General features: G+C 67.8%; 16 protein-coding genes. 6 read left to right on the forward strand and 10 right to left on the reverse strand.

Going from position 1 to position 16,211, the window contains the following annotated elements:
* Positions 1-37 precede the first annotated feature (37 nt).
* Positions 38-955 (forward strand): aldo/keto reductase, encoded by a 918-nt coding sequence (locus ACYVGY_RS05490; protein ID WP_460456463.1) that lies wholly within the window; start codon positions 38-40, stop codon positions 953-955.
* A complete protein-coding gene (locus ACYVGY_RS05495) occupies positions 955-2,247 on the forward strand; it encodes an NTP/NDP exchange transporter (RefSeq protein WP_460456464.1) in 1,293 nt (430 codons plus the stop codon). The genes ACYVGY_RS05490 and ACYVGY_RS05495 overlap by 1 nt, the downstream gene beginning before the upstream one ends.
* Here ACYVGY_RS05495 and ACYVGY_RS05500 read toward each other — a convergent pair whose 3' ends face one another.
* Complete coding sequence (locus tag ACYVGY_RS05500) at positions 2,248-3,273, reverse strand: fatty acid desaturase (RefSeq protein WP_460456465.1); 1,026 nt, start codon at positions 3,271-3,273, stop codon at positions 2,248-2,250. It lies immediately after the preceding gene.
* A 499-nt stretch (positions 3,274-3,772) separates the two neighbouring features.
* Here ACYVGY_RS05500 and ACYVGY_RS05505 point away from each other — a divergent pair, with 499 nt between their 5' ends.
* The gene (locus tag ACYVGY_RS05505) at positions 3,773-3,991 is read left to right on the forward strand and encodes an RNA-binding S4 domain-containing protein (protein WP_460456466.1); all 219 of its coding nucleotides are present in this window, start codon (positions 3,773-3,775) and stop codon (positions 3,989-3,991) included.
* Between the two features lie 23 nt (positions 3,992-4,014).
* Here the strand turns inward: ACYVGY_RS05505 and ACYVGY_RS05510 are convergent, their stop codons facing one another.
* The 4 genes from ACYVGY_RS05510 to ACYVGY_RS05525 form a co-directional block, all read right to left on the reverse strand.
* Positions 4,015-4,389: a VOC family protein gene (locus tag ACYVGY_RS05510; RefSeq protein ID WP_460456467.1), complete on the reverse strand. Its 375-nt coding sequence runs from the start codon at positions 4,387-4,389 to the stop codon at positions 4,015-4,017.
* A complete protein-coding gene (gene hutU / locus ACYVGY_RS05515; RefSeq protein ID WP_460456468.1) occupies positions 4,389-6,080 on the reverse strand; it encodes a urocanate hydratase in 1,692 nt (563 codons plus the stop codon). The genes ACYVGY_RS05510 and hutU overlap by 1 nt, the downstream gene beginning before the upstream one ends.
* 53 nt (positions 6,081-6,133) lie before the next feature.
* Positions 6,134-6,508: a hypothetical protein gene (locus ACYVGY_RS05520; protein ID WP_460456469.1), complete on the reverse strand. Its 375-nt coding sequence runs from the start codon at positions 6,506-6,508 to the stop codon at positions 6,134-6,136.
* Positions 6,509-6,608: 100 nt separating this feature from the next.
* On the reverse strand, positions 6,609-7,871 hold the full coding sequence (locus ACYVGY_RS05525; RefSeq protein ID WP_460456470.1) for a formimidoylglutamate deiminase: 1,263 nt from the start codon (positions 7,869-7,871) through the stop codon (positions 6,609-6,611).
* 49 nt (positions 7,872-7,920) lie between these two features.
* Between ACYVGY_RS05525 and ACYVGY_RS05530 the strand changes: the two genes are divergently transcribed.
* A complete protein-coding gene (locus ACYVGY_RS05530) occupies positions 7,921-9,081 on the forward strand; it encodes a CaiB/BaiF CoA transferase family protein (protein ID WP_460456471.1) in 1,161 nt (386 codons plus the stop codon).
* Positions 9,078-10,316, forward strand: a complete 1,239-nt coding sequence (gene hutI / locus ACYVGY_RS05535) for an imidazolonepropionase (RefSeq protein WP_460456472.1) — start codon at positions 9,078-9,080, stop codon at positions 10,314-10,316. Before ACYVGY_RS05530 ends, hutI begins: the two co-directional genes overlap by 4 nt.
* A 6-nt stretch (positions 10,317-10,322) precedes the next feature.
* Here the strand turns inward: hutI and ACYVGY_RS05540 are convergent, their stop codons facing one another.
* From ACYVGY_RS05540 to ACYVGY_RS05550, 3 genes are all read right to left on the reverse strand, one after another.
* The gene (locus tag ACYVGY_RS05540; protein ID WP_460456473.1) at positions 10,323-11,465 is read right to left on the reverse strand and encodes a hypothetical protein; all 1,143 of its coding nucleotides are present in this window, start codon (positions 11,463-11,465) and stop codon (positions 10,323-10,325) included.
* 113 nt (positions 11,466-11,578) lie between these two features.
* On the reverse strand, positions 11,579-11,776 hold the full coding sequence (locus ACYVGY_RS05545; RefSeq protein WP_460456474.1) for a 30S ribosomal protein THX: 198 nt from the start codon (positions 11,774-11,776) through the stop codon (positions 11,579-11,581).
* An 81-nt stretch (positions 11,777-11,857) separates the two neighbouring features.
* Positions 11,858-12,268, reverse strand: a complete 411-nt coding sequence (locus ACYVGY_RS05550) for a MerC domain-containing protein (RefSeq protein ID WP_460456475.1) — start codon at positions 12,266-12,268, stop codon at positions 11,858-11,860.
* Positions 12,269-12,343: 75 nt separating this feature from the next.
* Between ACYVGY_RS05550 and ACYVGY_RS05555 the strand changes: the two genes are divergently transcribed.
* Entirely contained in the window at positions 12,344-14,416 is a 2,073-nt protein-coding gene (locus ACYVGY_RS05555; RefSeq protein ID WP_460456476.1) for a TonB-dependent receptor, read from the forward strand.
* 18 nt (positions 14,417-14,434) lie between these two features.
* Here the strand turns inward: ACYVGY_RS05555 and ACYVGY_RS05560 are convergent, their stop codons facing one another.
* Both ACYVGY_RS05560 and ACYVGY_RS05565 read right to left on the reverse strand, forming a co-directional pair.
* Entirely contained in the window at positions 14,435-15,721 is a 1,287-nt protein-coding gene (locus ACYVGY_RS05560; protein ID WP_460456477.1) for a succinylglutamate desuccinylase/aspartoacylase family protein, read from the reverse strand.
* A complete protein-coding gene (locus tag ACYVGY_RS05565; RefSeq protein WP_460456478.1) occupies positions 15,697-16,185 on the reverse strand; it encodes a transcriptional repressor in 489 nt (162 codons plus the stop codon). Before ACYVGY_RS05565 ends, ACYVGY_RS05560 begins: the two co-directional genes overlap by 25 nt.
* Positions 16,186-16,211: the final 26 nt, after the last annotated feature.

Genomic DNA, 16,211 nt, shown 5'->3' on the forward strand with positions numbered 1-16,211 from the left:
GGCAGGCTCGTTGACCACGCAGACCACGAGGCCCGCCGTGACCAATCGTCGATCCTTCCTCACCGCCGCCGCAGCCCTCGCCGCCGTCGCTGCGCTGCGCCCCTTCCCGGCCCTGGCCGAATCCCAGGGATCGGCCCTGCCTCTCATGCGACGCGCCATCCCAGCCACCGGCGAGATGATTCCGGTAATCGGCATGGGCACCTCGGGCAGCTTCGAGGTGGACATAGCCGGCCGCGAGCCGCTCAAGGAAGTTCTGCGCCGCTTCGTCGCCGGTGGCGCGTCGGTCATCGACACCTCCCCTAACTACTCCAACGCCGAGGACGTGCTGGGCGACCTGATGGCCGAGCTCGCGCTTCGCGACCGGATCTGGCTGGCGACCAAGCTCGCCGCCGACGACCGCGCGGCCGGTGAAGCCCAGTTCGCCGACTCACTGCGCCGCCTGCGCACCGATCGTTTCGAGCTGCTGTGTGTACACAACCTGCGCGACTGGAAGACGCAGCTGGCGCTGGCGCGCGAGCTCAAGGCGCAGGGTAAGGTGAAGTACGTCGGCCTGACGCACTTCCGCGACGACCAGCACGAGGCGCTCGCCGACATCGTCGCCGCCGAGAAACCCGATTTCGTGCAGATCAACTATTCGGTCAGCGCAGCCAATGCCGCCAAGCGCGTGCTGCCGGTGGCGCGCGACAGCGGCACCGCGGTGATGATCAACCGGGCCTTCGACGATGGCCGGCTGTTCTCGCGCGTCGCCGGCAAGGCGCTGCCGGGCTGGGCTGCCGAGGCGGGCGTCAGCTCGTGGGCGCAGATGTTCCTGAAGTTCGCGATCAGCCATCCCGCGGTGACCGTGGTGATCCCGGCGACCGGCAAGCCCGACCGCCAGGACGACAACCTCAAAGGCGGCACCGGCGCCTTGCTCAGCGCCGCGCAGCAGGCTGAACTCGTGGCGATGTTCCGCTGATGGCACCGCAACCGGAACGGCGGCCGCATTCGCTGTCCCGGCTGCTCAACCTCGAGCAGGGTGAGGCACCGGCGGTTATCGCCGGCATTGCCATGTTCTTCCTGCTGTTCACCGGCTATTTCATGCTGCGGCCGGTGCGCGAAACCATGGGTATTGCCGGGGGCGTGGACAACCTGCAGTGGCTCTTCACCGGCACCTTCATCGCGACCCTGCTGGCGATACCGCTGTTCGGCTCCATCGCCACGCTGGCGCCGCGCCGACGCATCCTGCCCTGGACGTATGCCTTCTTCGCTAGCAACCTGCTCGGCTTCGCCGCGGCCATCGCCACCTGGCCGGACAACCCCTGGCTGGCGCGCGCGTTCTACATCTGGCTGTCGGTGTTCAATCTGCTGGCGATCTCGGTGGCCTGGAGCGTATTGGCCGATGTGTTCGCGATCACCCAGGCCAAACGCCTGTTCGCACTGATGGCCGCAGGCGCCAGCGCCGGCGGGCTGGCCGGGCCGCTGCTGGGCATCACCCTGGTCGGCTGGATCGGACAGGCCGGACTGATGGTGTTCGCCACCGCCTGCCTGCTCGGCTCCGCCGTCTGCGCGCAGAGGCTGCAGCGCTGGCGCGAACGCCAGCCCATCGCGCCGGGCGAAAAAGCGGCGCCAAGATTGCCCCTGGGCGGCAACCCTTTCGCAGGCATCTCCACCGTACTGCGCTCGCCCTATCTGATGGGCATCGCCCTGTTCGTGGTGCTGCTGGCCGGCGTCACCACCTTCCTCTACTTCGAACAGGCGCGCCTGGTCGCCCTGCACTTTCCGGACCGCGTGGACCAGACCCGGGTGTTCGGCCTGCTCGATGCCATCGTCCAGGGCCTGGCCATCCTGACCCAGGTGTTCCTGACCGGCCGCATCGTCCAGCGCCTGGGCCTGGTCGTGCTGTTGATGGCGGTGCCGGTAGTGATGGCGTTCGGCTTCCTGTGGCTGGCGCTGGCGCCGACCTTCGCGGTGTTCGCGATCGTGATGGTCACCCGCCGCGCCGGCGAGTACGCGCTGGCCCGGCCCGGCCGCGAGATGCTGTTCACCGTGGTCGCGCCCGAGGCCAAGTACAAGGCCAAGAACGTCATCGACACCGCGGTCTATCGCGGTGCCGACGCCGTCAGCGGCTGGGTCAAAACGGGCATTGATGCGATCGCATCCAACCCGGCGGTAGTCGCGGTGGCCGGTGCCGCCCTGGCAGTGGCCTGGGCGTTCACCGGCTTTTCGCTGGCGCGTGCGCAGCGGCGGCTGGCGCCGCCCGGCGACTGATCAGGCGCTGGCGCGCCGGCGCTTCGGGAATCCAACCATCCGGTTCAGCTCTTCGTCCCAGAGCTTCAGACGCGCCGACTGCAGGCTCGTCCACAGCGTCACGCGCGGACCCGCCTGCAGCAGCGGATGCGACATGAAGGCCTCGCGCAGGCGGTAGTTGGGGATGCGACTGGCCAGGTGATGGATGTGGTGGTAACCGATGTTGCCGGTGAACCAATGCAGCACCCGCGGCAGGTCGAAGTAGGAGCTGCCGTGGATGGCGGCCTCGTTCGAGTCCCACTCGCTGCCCCGCTTCCAGTACGCCTTCTCGAAGGTGTGCTGCACATAGAACAGCCACACGCCAAGCGCGCCGGCAATCAGCACGATGGGCAGGTGCACCATCAGCACCGTCTTCCAGCCAATCACCCAGCCCATCAGGCCGCCCACCACCAGCAGCATCAAGTTGTTGACCAGCACGCTGGCCCATTCCTTCTTCCACGAGAAAGGAAGGTCGAACGGGAAGCGATGCTTGATCACGAACTGGTAGGCGGGACCGATGCCCAGCAGCACCGGGGTGCTGCGGTAGAAGCGATAGCAAAAACGCTTGAACGCGGGCAGCGCGCTGTACTCGGCGACCGTCAGAGTTTCGATGTCGCCCATTTCGCGCCGGTCGAGGTTGCCCGAGGTGCCGTGGTGGACCGCATGGGTCTTCTTCCAGTAGCCGTACGGGAACAGCGTAATCAGGCCCAGCATGCCGCCGACGATGTTGTTGGCCCGCGCGCTGGCGAAAAAGCTGCCGTGGCCACAGTCGTGCTGGATGATGAAGGTGCGCACGTACAAGCCAGCCGCCGGCAGGGCCAGCAGCAGCGTCAAGGCGTAATGCCACTGCGCGTGGATGCTCCAGGCCATCAGCGCCCAGATCACGGCGAACAAGGGCAGGGTGTTGATCAATTGCCAGACGGCCTTGCCCAGATGGGGCTTGGCAAACTGCGCGCACAGCTGGCGCAGGTTGACGGACGGGGGCGACGCTTCAGCAGGGTTGCTCATCGGTACTCCTAGTGACGGCGCATTGTGTGGCTCGCGAGGCCGTTCGGCAAATTCAAGCGCTTGCTTGCGCCGCGCACCCAGACCCCCGATGTCAGTGAAATCAGACGTAGTAAGCATAGCTAGGCGAATGTTGTCCTGATTTACTGCTAGTTGGGGATCTTCTCCTTTATAAACAAGGGGTAAATCAGGTGATGTTAGTAAGTTTGCGCAGGTCAGGCCTGCCAACCCCCGGGACTTTGCCTACCCTCCCTTGTCGGCGACCCCGGGTCGGTGGTCCAGTGTCGTGGACACGGCCGGCACGACATCTCCTCGTCGATTCGTGCCGGTGGTTTTACGTTCAACCGCCCCCTGGCGTTGACGACCTTGGGCAGGGCAATCGACTGTTTTCGGGACAGGCGGCCCTGCCGTTTTTTTGCCTCTTCATGGGACAGCCGCTGTTTTCAGTGCGGCAACGCCTTTTTTCCATGACACTAGGCAGCCTCCCCCGCACCGACCCGCCATGCCACGCATCGATTTCGTCCTGGAACGTGAATTCGTCGAACTCAACCAGCTGCTCAAGCTGGCCGGCGTCTGCGACAGCGGCGGCATGGGCAAACAGATCGTCGCCACCGGCGAAGTCTCGGTAGACGAGGTTCAGGAACTGCGCAAGACCGCCAAGATCCGCGCCGGCCAGGTCGTGCGCCTGGACGACATCGAGATCCACGTTATTCCCGGCTGAGCCGGGGCGACGACGCGCCGGACTCAGTCCCCGACGAAGCAGAAGAAATTGAGCTTGTTGCCGTCCGGGTCGCGGAAATAACCGCAGTAAAAACCACCGTCGCGCAGGCCTGGCGCGCCCTCGTCGGTGGCGCCCAGCGACAGCGCCAGCGCATGCAGCCGGTCAACCTCCGCCGGGTTCGACGCTTCTAAAGCGACCATGACGCCATTACCCACCGTGGCCGGCTGCCCGTCGAAAGGTTTGGTGAGGCTCAGGCCCGCGGCCTGGGGATCGGTGGCCCAGGCAATATAGCTGTCGGTTTCCATGAACCGCTGGCCGCCCATGCCGCCGACAAGGCCGTCATAAAAAGCCACCGCGCGGGGAAGGTCGTTGGTGCCGAGGGTGACGTAGCCGATCATCAGGATGCTCCTGAGTTTGATCCGAGCATGGGGAGCTTCAGGCCCTGCTCGCGGGCACAGGCCTTGGCGATCTCGTAGCCGGCGTCGGCGTGGCGCATCACGCCGGTGCCGGGGTCGTTCCAGAGCACGCGCGCCAAGCGCCGGTCAGCGGCTTCGCTGCCGTCGGCCACGATCACCACGCCGCTGTGCTGGCTGTAGCCCATGCCGACGCCGCCGCCGTGATGCAGCGAGACCCAGGTCGCGCCGCCGGCGACATTGAGCATCGCGTTGAGCAGCGGCCAGTCGGAGACCGCGTCGGAGCCGTCAAGCATGGCTTCGGTTTCGCGGTTGGGACTGGCGACCGAACCCGAATCCAGATGGTCGCGGCCGATCACGATCGGCGCACTGACTTCACCCGTGCGCACCATCTCGTTGAACGCCAGCGCCAGCCGATGGCGATCGCCCAAGCCGACCCAGCAGATGCGCGCCGGCAAGCCCTGGAAATCAATGCGCTCGCGCGCCATGTCCAGCCAGCGGTGCAGGTGCGGGTCATCCGGGATCAGCTCTTTCACCTTGGCATCGGTCTTGTAGATGTCCTCCGGATCGCCGCTGAGCGCGACCCAGCGGAACGGCCCGACGCCGCGGCAGAACAGCGGGCGCACATAGGCCGGCACGAAGCCCGGGAAGTCGAAGGCATCCACGCAGCCCACGTCCTTGGCCATCTGGCGGATGTTGTTGCCGTAGTCGAAGGTGGGGATGCCCATGTCCTCGAAGTTGAGCATCGCCTCGACGTGGGTCCGCATGGAATGCTTGGCGGCATCAATCACGCGCTGCGGGTTGTTCTTCTGCTCGCTCCACCATTCTTCCAGAGTCCAGCCGGCCGGCAGGTAGCCGTGCAGGGGGTCATGGGCGCTGGTCTGGTCGGTGACGGCATCGGGGCGGGCACCGCGCCGGATCAGTTCGGGCAGGACCTCGGCGGCGTTGCCCAGCAGCGCGATCGACTTGGCCTCGCCGGCGGCGCAGTACTTCTCCAGGCGCGCCAGGGCATCGTCGAGGTCGCTGGCCTGCTCGTCCACGTAACGGGTACGCAGGCGCATGTCGATGCGGCTTTGCTGGCACTCGATGTTGAGCGAGCAGGCGCCGGCCAGCGACGCCGCCAGCGGCTGCGCGCCGCCCATGCCGCCCAGTCCGGCGGTGAGGATCCAGCGGCCGGCGAGGCTCCCGCCGTAGTGCTGGCGGCCCATCTCGACGAAGGTTTCATAGGTGCCCTGGACGATGCCCTGCGAGCCGATGTAGATCCAGCTGCCGGCCGTCATCTGGCCGTACATCATCAGGCCCTTGGCATCGAGCTCGTTGAAGTGTTCCCAGGTCGCCCAGTGCGGCACCAGGTTGGAGTTGGCGATCAGGACCCGCGGGGCATCGGGATGGCTGGGGAATACGCCGACCGGCTTGCCGCTTTGCACCAGCAAGGTCTCGTCGTCGCCGAGGGTGCGCAGGGTTTCGAGGATGCGGTCGTAGCAGTCCCAATCACGGGCCGCGCGGCCGATGCCGCCGTAGACCACGAGGCCGGCCGGATCCTCGGCGACGTCGGGGTCGAGATTGTTCTGCAGCATCCGGTAAGCGGCTTCGGTCAGCCAGCTTCGGCAATTGAGCTGGCTGCCGCGCGGGGCGCGGATCCGGCGGGAGGCATCGTGGCGAGGGGACGTAGACATCGGCGGCTCCGGGAAGGCAGGCCTCGATTATAGGTTCCAGCGCGCCTGGGGACTCAGTTGCCTATGCGCGGGCTCAGCATACGCAGGGCATCGCCTACGTTGGTGGCACCGGTGCTGCGCAGCTCGTCGCCGGTGTAGCTCTCGCCGAACTGACCGTTGCAGCCGTGGCGGTCGCGGTACTTGATGCGCGTGCCCGTCTCCCGGACGCAGTTGCGCTCGCTTTTCTTGTCAGCGAGCGCCTCGGCCTCTTTGGCGGTATCGACTTCGGCCTCGGCATCGGCGACCGGCGCGACAGCCTTTGTGTCGAGGCTGTCGGCGGGCGCTACGACGTCCAATGCGCCCCGGGGCGCCGGCGCTTCGGCAGGTGCACGGGCATGGACCGAAAACGCGGCCAAGGCTATCAGCAGGCTCAGGACGGTGCGCTTCATGATGATCTCCGGGTCCGGCTGGGTATGCGTCCAGTCTAGACCTGCCCCGGCGGGAAAGCTGGCTGGCAGCTGACCCGAGGCGTTCAGCTTGGTGGTGAGGCTAGGCCAGCAGCGCCGCCAAGGTCTTGCGGTAGCGCGCCGCGATCGCCTCGCGGTCACGATGCCGGCCGTCCGCAACCAGGCGCTGTCCGGCGACGTGGGTTTCGCGCACCATCGGCCGGTTTCCGGCGAAGACAAAGCGGTCCAGCAGGTCGGTGGCCCGCGCGCCGGCCAGGGCCGGAGACGATCCGTCGAGCACTACCGTGTCGGCCGCGGCGTCGGGGCCTTGCCCGCAGGCGCGCAGCCCGCCGGCAAGGGCCTGGGTGTACAGCAGTGCGCCGGCGCTGGGCTGGTCGGCGCTGACGGCGATGTTCCTGCGCCGTGTGGTGAGGCGTTGGCCGTACTCGAGCCAGCGCAATTCCTCCACCGGCGACACCGAGACGTGCGAATCCGAACCAATGCCCCAGTGCCCGCCCGCCTGCAGGAAGTCGCGCAGCGGAAACAGGCCGTCGCCGAGATTGGCCTCGGTGGTCGGGCAGATCGCCACCGTGGCGCCGCTGCGGACGATGCCCTGCACTTCCGCCGGCTCGAGATGGGTGGCGTGCACCAGGGTCCAGCGCGCATCCACCGGCACGTTGGCCAGCAGCCATTCCACCGGCCGGGCGCCGCGCAGGGCGAGACAGTCCTGCACCTCGCCCAGCTGCTCGGCGATATGGATATGCAGCGGCATCGGCGCATCGCCCACCGCGTCGAGTACGGCCGCCAGCGCCGGCGCCGGCACCGCGCGCAGACTGTGGAACGCCACGCCTACTTTCAGCGTCGCCGACTCCAGCGCGCGCAGCGACTGCAGCAAGGCCAGGTAGGCGTCGAGGGAATGACCGAAGCGACGCTGCCGCTCGCCCAAGGGCCTGCCGTCGAAGCCGCCGCTCATGTACAGCACCGGCAGCAGCGTCAGCCGGATGCCGGTGTCGGCAGCCGCGGCGATCAGTGACCGCGACATCGCCGACGGATCGGCGTAAGGCCGGCCGTCAGGCGCGTGGTGCAGGTAGTGGAACTCGCAGACGCTGGTATAGCCCGCTTCGAGCATTTCGGCGTACAGCTGCGACGCGATCGCGTACTGCGACTCCGGATCCACGCCGCCAGCGAAACGGTACATCAGCTCGCGCCAGGTCCAGAAGCTGTCCTGGGGGTCGCTCTGGCGCTCGGCCAAGCCGGCCATCGCGCGCTGGAAGGCATGCGAGTGCAGGTTGGGCAGGCCAGGCAGCCGCCAGTGGCCGTCAGGGCCGGCAGCGTTTGGAAAACTCGGAGCGTGGACGGCGGGCATGCCGGCGAGTTTCGCATGCAGCCGCGCGGGGCGCATACAATCCGTGGTCATGAATGCCCTGACCGGAATACGCGTGCTGGAGCTGTCGCGGGTGCTTGCCGGCCCTTGGTGCGGCATGACCCTGGCCGATCTGGGCGCCGACGTGATCAAGCTCGAGTCCTTCGGCGGCGACGACACGCGCGGCCTTGGCCCGCCCTTCCTGGACGGCATGTCGGCCTATTTCGCCTGCTGCAACCGCAACAAGCGCTCGCTTGCGATCGACCTGCGCGCGCCCGCCGCACGCCCGCTGCTCGAGGCGCTGGTGCGCGAGGCCGACGTGCTGGTCGAGAACTTCCGCACCGGGGGCGCCGAATCCCTGGGCGTGGGCTACGACGCGATGGCGGCGATCAATCCGCGCCTGGTGTACTGCTCGATCTCGGGCTACGGCCGCAGCGGTCCCGGCGCCAAGCTGCCCGGCTACGACTACGTGGTGCAGGCCGAGGCCGGCATGATGGCGATCACCGGCCCCGCCGACGGCGGCGCTTACAAAGCGGGTGTCGCGGTGGCCGACCTGGCCACCGGTCAGAACGCCGCCACCGCGATCCTGGCGGCCCTGCTGCAGCGTCATCGCACCGGCCAGGGCCAACGCATCGACGTCTCGCTGTTCGACAGCCAGCTGGCGATGCTGGCCAACGTCGGCAGCAACACCCTGTTCACCGGTGCCGATTCGCCGCGACAGGGCAATGCCCACGCCAGCATCGTTCCTTACCAGGCCTTCAAGGCCCGCGACCGCGAATTCGTGCTGGCCGTAGCCAGTGAAAAACTATGGTCCAAGGCCTGCCGCGCACTGGGCCGTGAAGACTGGCTGGACGATCCGCGCTTTGCCACCAATGCCACACGGGTGATGCATCGTGAGGTGCTGTGCGCGGCGCTGGCTGAGCGCTTCGCCACCGAGGATGCCGCGCACTGGCTCGCGCTGTTCGGGGAAGCGGGCGTACCGTCGGCGCCGATCAACAGCGTGCGGCAGGCGCTGGATCATCCGATCGCCACCGCCGGCGGCATGCGCATCGCGATCGACGGCATTCCGATGGTGGGCAGTCCGCTGCATCTGTCCGCCTCGCCGCCGCGACTGGAACGGGCACCGCCGACCCTGGGCCAACACAGCGATGAAATCGCCCGCGAGCACGGCTTCCGTCCTGAGCAGCTGCGTGAAGAAGGAGCCATCCGATGATCGGCCGGCTCGCCCCACCCTGGGACAAACTGCTTTTAGACGCCCGACTGGTGACACTGCGCGATGATCTCGGCGCCTGGGGCGTCATCGAAGACGCCGCGCTGGCCTGGAAAAACGGCCTGATCACCTTCGCCGGCCCGCGCGCCGAACTGCCCGGCCCGGCCGCCGACCTGGCCGCCCGGGTCGAGTCGGCCGAACACCGCTGGATCACGCCCGGCCTGGTGGACTGCCACACCCATCTGGTGTTCGCCGGCGACCGCGCGCCGGAGTTTGAACGCCGCCTGCAGGGCGCCAGCTACGAACAGATCGCACGCGAGGGCGGCGGCATTGTCTCAACCGTGCGCGCCACCCGCGCCGCCTCGCAGGAACAGCTCCTGGCCAGCGCCCTGCGCCGCGCCCGTGCACTGCGCGCCGACGGCGTCACCACGCTCGAGATCAAGTCAGGCTATGGCCTGGACTTCGAGTCCGAGCGCAAGATGCTGCGGGTCGCGCGGGAGGTGGGTGAGAGCTTGGGCCTCACGGTGCGCACGACCTACCTGGCAGCGCATGCCCTGCCGCCGGAGTTCGCTGACCGCGCCGACGACTACATAGACGCCGTCTGCGGCTGGCTGCCGCGCCTGCAGGCAGAGGGCCTGGTGGACGCGGTGGATGCTTTCTGCGAAGGCATCGGCTTCAGCCCGGACCAGACCCGGCGCGTATTCGAAGCCGCGCGCGCGCTCGGCCTGCCGGTCAAGCTGCACGCCGACCAGCTCAGCGACCTCGGCGGCGCCGCGCTGGCGGCCGAGTTCGGCGGCCTGTCCGCCGACCACATCGAATACAGCAGCGAAGAGGCCGTGCGCGCGATGGCCACCGCCGGCACCGTCGCCGTGCTGTTGCCCGGCGCCTTCCACGTGCTGCGTGAAACCAAGCTGCCGCCGATCGCGCAGCTGCGTGCGCAGGCGGTGCCGATGGCCGTGGCCACCGACCTCAACCCGGGCACCTCGCCGCTGCAGTCGCTGCGCATGGCGATGAGCCTGGCCTGCACCCACTTCCGGCTCACGCCGGAGGAAGCGCTGCGCGGCGCTACCGTGAATGCCGCGCTGGCCCTGGGACTGCACGACCGCGGTCGCCTGATGCCCGGCCAGCGCGCCGACTTCGTCCAATGGGACATCGAGCATCCCGCGGAGCTCTGCTACTGGCTCGGCGGCGACCTGGTGCATGCGGTGCACGTCGCCGGCCGCCGGATTCTCGATTGATTCCGTTTATCCGCGGCGCAACGCCAGTCGCTCGGCGCGCTGCGGGATCGGCGTGTCTGGGTCTACCGCGATGACGTCGGCGCCAAGCCGAGCCAAGGCCATGCGCAGCCGACCCGCATCGCGCGGTTCGCAAACGACGTAAACGCGCCAGCCGGACAGGCTGCCGGCGCCCAGCGTCGCGGCTTCATTGACCAATACGTCGGCCAAGGCAGCAGGCGCCGGCGAGGCGAAGACCATCGCTGTGACCGGCGCGCGCCAACGCGGCGGCGGGGATTCGGGCCAGCGTCTTCCACCCGGCCGGCTGTAGCCGAGCAGGCCGCGAATCGAACGCACGTCACCCAGGTAGTCCTGGTCGGGCGGCAAGCGAACCAGCAGACTCTCGAATCGCCCCGCATCCCAATCCGGATCCATCCGCAGGAAGACTTCCCATGAGTAGCGCCGCCATGATCGCCGACTATCGACGGCGGGCGACTGAAGGGGCCGCTCGAAGACTTCGCGCTCCTGCCGCTGCTTGGCGCGAACCCTGGCCGACGCCGCGAGAGCATGCGTCCAATCCATGTCGCGGACGACTTGGACCTCGCCCGTGGCGAGCCTCACGCGGACGCGAAAGTAACGGTCGGCGCGGGAGAGGCGGGGCGAACCCGGCACCGCCACCGCCAGCAAAACCTCCTTCCCGCTGGCATCGAACCGATGCTCCCCGCCCCACCAGATCGAACTGGACGAACGCGGAAGTGCTTCGATGATGGACGTGGGCAAGATATCGTCCAGGCCCAGGGAGGCCGCTACCTTGCCTCGCGCGTCGTAGATCACTACAACGTCATCGCCGATGCCCAGACTGGCCCAGTTGTCGAAAGTCACGACAAAGTCACCCTGGTCGGCCACCAGCACCTCGACCGGCGCATACCAATTCACGAGTGGCGCTAGCCAGACAGTCTCCCACTGGCCGTCGGACCCTCGCCGCGCCAAGGTTCCCGATGGCCCCGGGGCACCGGCACCGAGATCGCCCGGGACCACGGTGAAGCGGAACCCCGCGTTCGCGGATCGATACACCGCGATTTCAGCCAGCGGCCAGCTGTCGGCCATGACCTGCGCCGACCAGCACGCGACCAACAGCAGCAGCATCGCCAACAGGCGTGTGAACGGGTTCATGCCCCGATGATGCCGGCGCGGCCTCGGCAAGGCCATATGGAGAATTCGCAGCGACGGAAACAACGAAGCCCCGCGATCGCGGGGCTTCGTGGGTACCGCCATGACGCTGCGAATTACTTCGCGGCGGCAGCAGCCTTCTTGGCCGGAGCCTTCTTGGCCGGAGCCTTGGTGGCAGCCGGCGCCTTGACCGGGGCTTTCACCGTGGCCGCGGCCTTGCCGGCGGTCGGCTTCTTGCTCGTCTGCGCGCGCACATTGCCGTGGCTGCCGGTGAAACGCTTGCCCTTGGCGGTCTTTTTGTCGCCCCTACCCATGGTGATTCCTTGAAAGTGGTGTCCGGTTGAGTCGCGTAGCCTACCACCGAGCGCCGCCCCCACCAAGGAGCGGCGCGCGGATCAGTGGGTATGGCCGTAGGAAAGCCTGAGATTGACCAGGTGCGCCAGGGCGATCAGGACGCCACCGACCGTCATCGCCACCGCATGCGGCAGCCCCGAGGCGTGCAGCGGCGCATACAACAGCGCACCCCAGATCAGGGCCAGCCCGGGCGCGACCAGCAGCCAGGCGTGGTAGGCGCGATGGTTCCGATAGCCCAGCACCAGGCTGGTAATCGCCAGCACGGTGGCCAAGACGCTGAAGCCGATTTCGGCGCCATGCAAGGCCACCAGGCCGAGGCCCAGGGTGGGAATAAAGGCCAGCGCTAGCGGGATCAGGGCGCAATGCAGGGCGCAAATAAACGCACCGACCGCACCCAGGCGGTCGGCCCATGGCGGCAGCTGTAGCTTGCGGCGTTTGACGATGGCGACCATGGCATCCGGGACTTGCGTCGATTGCGGTGAAACAATATAACATTCCATCCCAAGACCACGCAACCGGACCTGACCATGCCCCGCCACGCCACCCTGACCGCCGCGATTCTCCTCGCTCTGCCGCTGTTCGCACAGGCCGACGAGCGCGACGCGCGCCACGACCACGCGTCCGCCCGGGTGCTCGATGCGGTCGAAGTCACCGCCTCGCCGCTGCGCAACGCCATCGATGACCTGACCCGTCCGGTAGACGTGCTGACCGGCGAAGAACTCGACGCCCGCAAGGCGGGCACCCTGGGTGAAACGCTGGAGCGCCAGACCGGCGTGCAGTCGTCCTACTTCGGTGCCGGTGTCGGTCGCCCGATCATTCGCGGCCAGGACGGCGCGCGGGTGCAGGTGCTTAGCGGCGGCACCGGTTCGCTCGATGTCTCCACCGTCAGCGTCGACCATGCCGTCACCATCGAACCTTTCCTGGCCGACCAGATCGAAGTGCTCAAGGGCCCGGCCACGCTGCTCTACGGCAGTGGCGCCATTGGCGGCGCGGTGAACGTGGTGGACGGCCGCGTTCCGACCCGCCGCGTGGGTCGCGACGTTTCCGGCCGCGCCGAAGTGCGCCAGGGCAGCGCCGCGGACGAAACCACGGCGATGTTCCGGCTCGACGCCGACGCCGGCCCGTGGACCCTGCATGCCGACGGGTTCCGTCGCGAGGCCGATGACGTCCGCATTCCCGGCTTCGCCTTCGCGTCCGCGCTGGTCGCCGAAGAACTCGAGGAAGGCGCATCACCCGAAGACTTGGCGCGCAATCGCCTGCCCAATAGCGCCCTGACCACACAAGGCGGCGCGATCGGCGCCAGCTGGTTTGGCGAAAGCAGCTGGCTCGGCGCCTCCGCCAGCACCTACCGAAGCAACTACGGCATTCCGCCGGGCGCACATGCCCACGAGGAGGCCGGCGAAGACCACGCCGGCGAGGGCGGCGAAGAGGAAGAGATCGTTCGGCTGGACCTGCGTCAGGATCGCTTCGACATGCGTGGCGGCATCCGCGATGTTGGCCCGCTGAAAGAAGTGAACTACCGACTCACGCGCAGCAGCTACGAGCACACCGAGTTCGAGGGCGACGAGGTCGGCACGATATTCGAGAACACCGGCACCGAGGCCAGGCTTGAGCTCGTACCGCAGGAAATGGCCGGCTGGCGCAGCGCTTACGGCCTGCAGTACGGCTACCGCGACTTCTCCGCGCTTGGCGATGAAGCCTTCGTGCCGCCTTCGATCAGCAGCGACCTGGGCTTTTTCACGGTGCAGGAGCGCGATTTCGGCGACTTGAAGCTGGAGCTCGGCGCGCGTCATGACCGCGTAAGCATCGACCCCGCCGGTAACTTGCCGACCGTCGACCAGAACGCCACTAGCCTCGCCGTCGGCGTGCTTTGGCGCTTCAGCGAACTCATGCACCTGAGTGCGAATATCGATCGCGCCGAGCGCGCTCCGACCGCCGAGGAACTGTTCTCGGACGGCCCGCATATCGCCACCCAGAGCTACGAACTGGGCGACGCCAGGCTGGACAAGGAAACGGCGCTGAGCGGCGAGCTCGGCCTGCACCTGCACACCGGGCGATTCGAGGGAAGTATCTCGGTCTATCGCACGCGTTTTGACGACTTCGTCTATCTGACTGACACCGGCACCGAACTTGACGAATTGCCGGTCCGCGCCTGGGTGCAGGGCGACGCCACATTCACCGGCTGGGAAGCCGAAGGCTTGATGGACGTGCTGGAAAACGCCAGCGGCCTGTGGACCCTGCGGGTGTTCGCCGACGCCGTGGGCGCCAAGCTCGACGCCGGCGGTCGCCTGCCGCGGATCGCGCCTTCGCGCGTGGGCGCCGACCTGGTGTGGACGCGCGGCGGCTGGCGCGCCCGCGTTGGCGCCCTGCGCGTTGCTGCCCAGGACGACGTGGCCGCGACGGAATCGAGCACGGACGGCTACACCCTGTTCGATGCCGGCCTGACATACCACTGGGACGTCGGCAGCGCCGGTTGGGAAGCCTTCGTCGAAGGACGCAATCTTGGCGACGAAGAGGCTCGCGCGCACACGTCCTATCTCAAGGATGTTGCGCCGCTGGCGGGAAGGAACATCGCGGTCGGACTGCGCGTGAGCTTCTGACCTGAACCGCGGCGAGGACTATTCGTAGTCCTCGCCGTCCTCGATGTCCGCGGCCTCGGGCCGGTCCTCGGGATCTTCTGCCACCGCTTCTGCGGGCGTCGGCCCCGGCGCGGCGGCTTCCTCGACCGCGTGCTGCTCGCTGGTTTCGGTACCAAGATGGAAGGCGGCGTAGCCGGGCAGCACGGCCTGGTTTTGAGCCATGCCGATTACCCGGCCCGGCACCGGCGCCAGGACGTAGCGCTCGACATTGCTGACCGGATCGATGACCTTGCCCAGGCGCTGACCCGCCAGCACGCGCTGCCCCAGCGACACGTCGCTGATCAACAGGCCGCCGGAGTTGGCGCGCACCCAACGCGAGTCCAGGAAGATCGGCGCCGGCTCCGGAGCCTCCGGCGTGATCACCTGCATGCCACCGGGCATGGGCAGGCCCACGCTCGGGTCTTCGCGCATGCCCAGCTTGATCATCAGCCGCTCGATGGCGGCCACGGCCTGGGATATCTCGGCCGGCTCGAGCCGGGTCGGCGCGCCGGCCTCGAACGTCACGGCCGGAATGCCCACGCGGGTGGCGGCGACGCGGAGCATGCCGCGGTTGCCGGTGCTGTGCAGCACCACGGTGGCGCCGAAGCCGCGGGTGAACTCGAGCACGTCGGGATTGGTCAGGTCGGCGCGCACCTGCGGCAGGTTGCTGCGATCGAACGAGCCGGTGTGGAAATCAACCAAAACATCGCAGTGTTTAACGATTTCCTGGAAGAACGAGTTGGCGATGCGCGATGCGATCGAACCGGTGCGGCTGCCTGGGAAATGCCGGTTCAGGTCGCGGCGGTCAGGCAAGTAGCGGCTGCCGCGCGAGTAGCCGAAGACATTGACGATCGGCACGCCGATGACGGTGCCGGACAGTCGCGTGGGGTCGACGCCATGCGAGAGGCGGCGAACGATCTCGACGCCGTTGATTTCGTCGCCATGGGTGCCGGCCACCAGGCAAAGCACCGGTCCGGGCTTGGCGCCGCGGGCAACGATCACCGGGCTGGGAATCTCGGCGCTGCTGATGCCGCCGCCGGGGCGCCATTCAAGCTGCAGTCGGGTGCCCGGCACGACCAGGCGATCGAGCAGGGCCAGCGGCGTCACCAGTTCGGGCGGCGGCGCCAGCAGTTCGGGCAGCGCGATACCGGCGGGCGGCGTCGGGCCGGCGCCCGGATCGGTGCCGGGCGGGTCAATCGGATAGTCCTGCGCAAAGGCACCCGCCGCGGCCAGGGCCAGCGCGGTCGCCAACAGGGAACGGCTTACGCCGCAGAGCAACTGGCGCACAGGCCGTGTACCTCGAGAGTTTGAGCGCGGGGCGCGAAGCCCATGGCCTTGGCCTGGCTGTCTAGCAGATGGGTCACGCGTTCGTCCTCGAGCTCGATGGCCGAATGACAGCCGTCGCAGATCAGAAAGGGAACCGAGTGACGCTCGTGCGGATGGTGGCAGCCAACGAAGGCATTCATCGAGGCCAGGCGGTGGATAAAGCCCTGCTCGAGCAGGAAGTCGAGCGCGCGGTACACCGTCGGCGGTGCGCTGGTGCCGTTGAGCAGCTTCATGGAGTCGAGCAGGTCGTAGGCCTTAACGGGGCGCCCGGCCTCGGCGATCAGGCCCAGCACCTGGGCCCGGAGCGGCGTCAGCCGCAGACCGCGCTCTTCGCAGGCCTGTTCGACCGCCTGCATGTAGCCGCCGGCATCATGGACATGATGCTCGGGGCTGGTGCAGTCGTGCTCGTGGGCGGCGTTGGACATGTCGCTAGGGTGGCCTCTGTCCGGCA

The sequence above is a fragment of the Arenimonas alkanexedens genome (assembly GCF_054781355.1).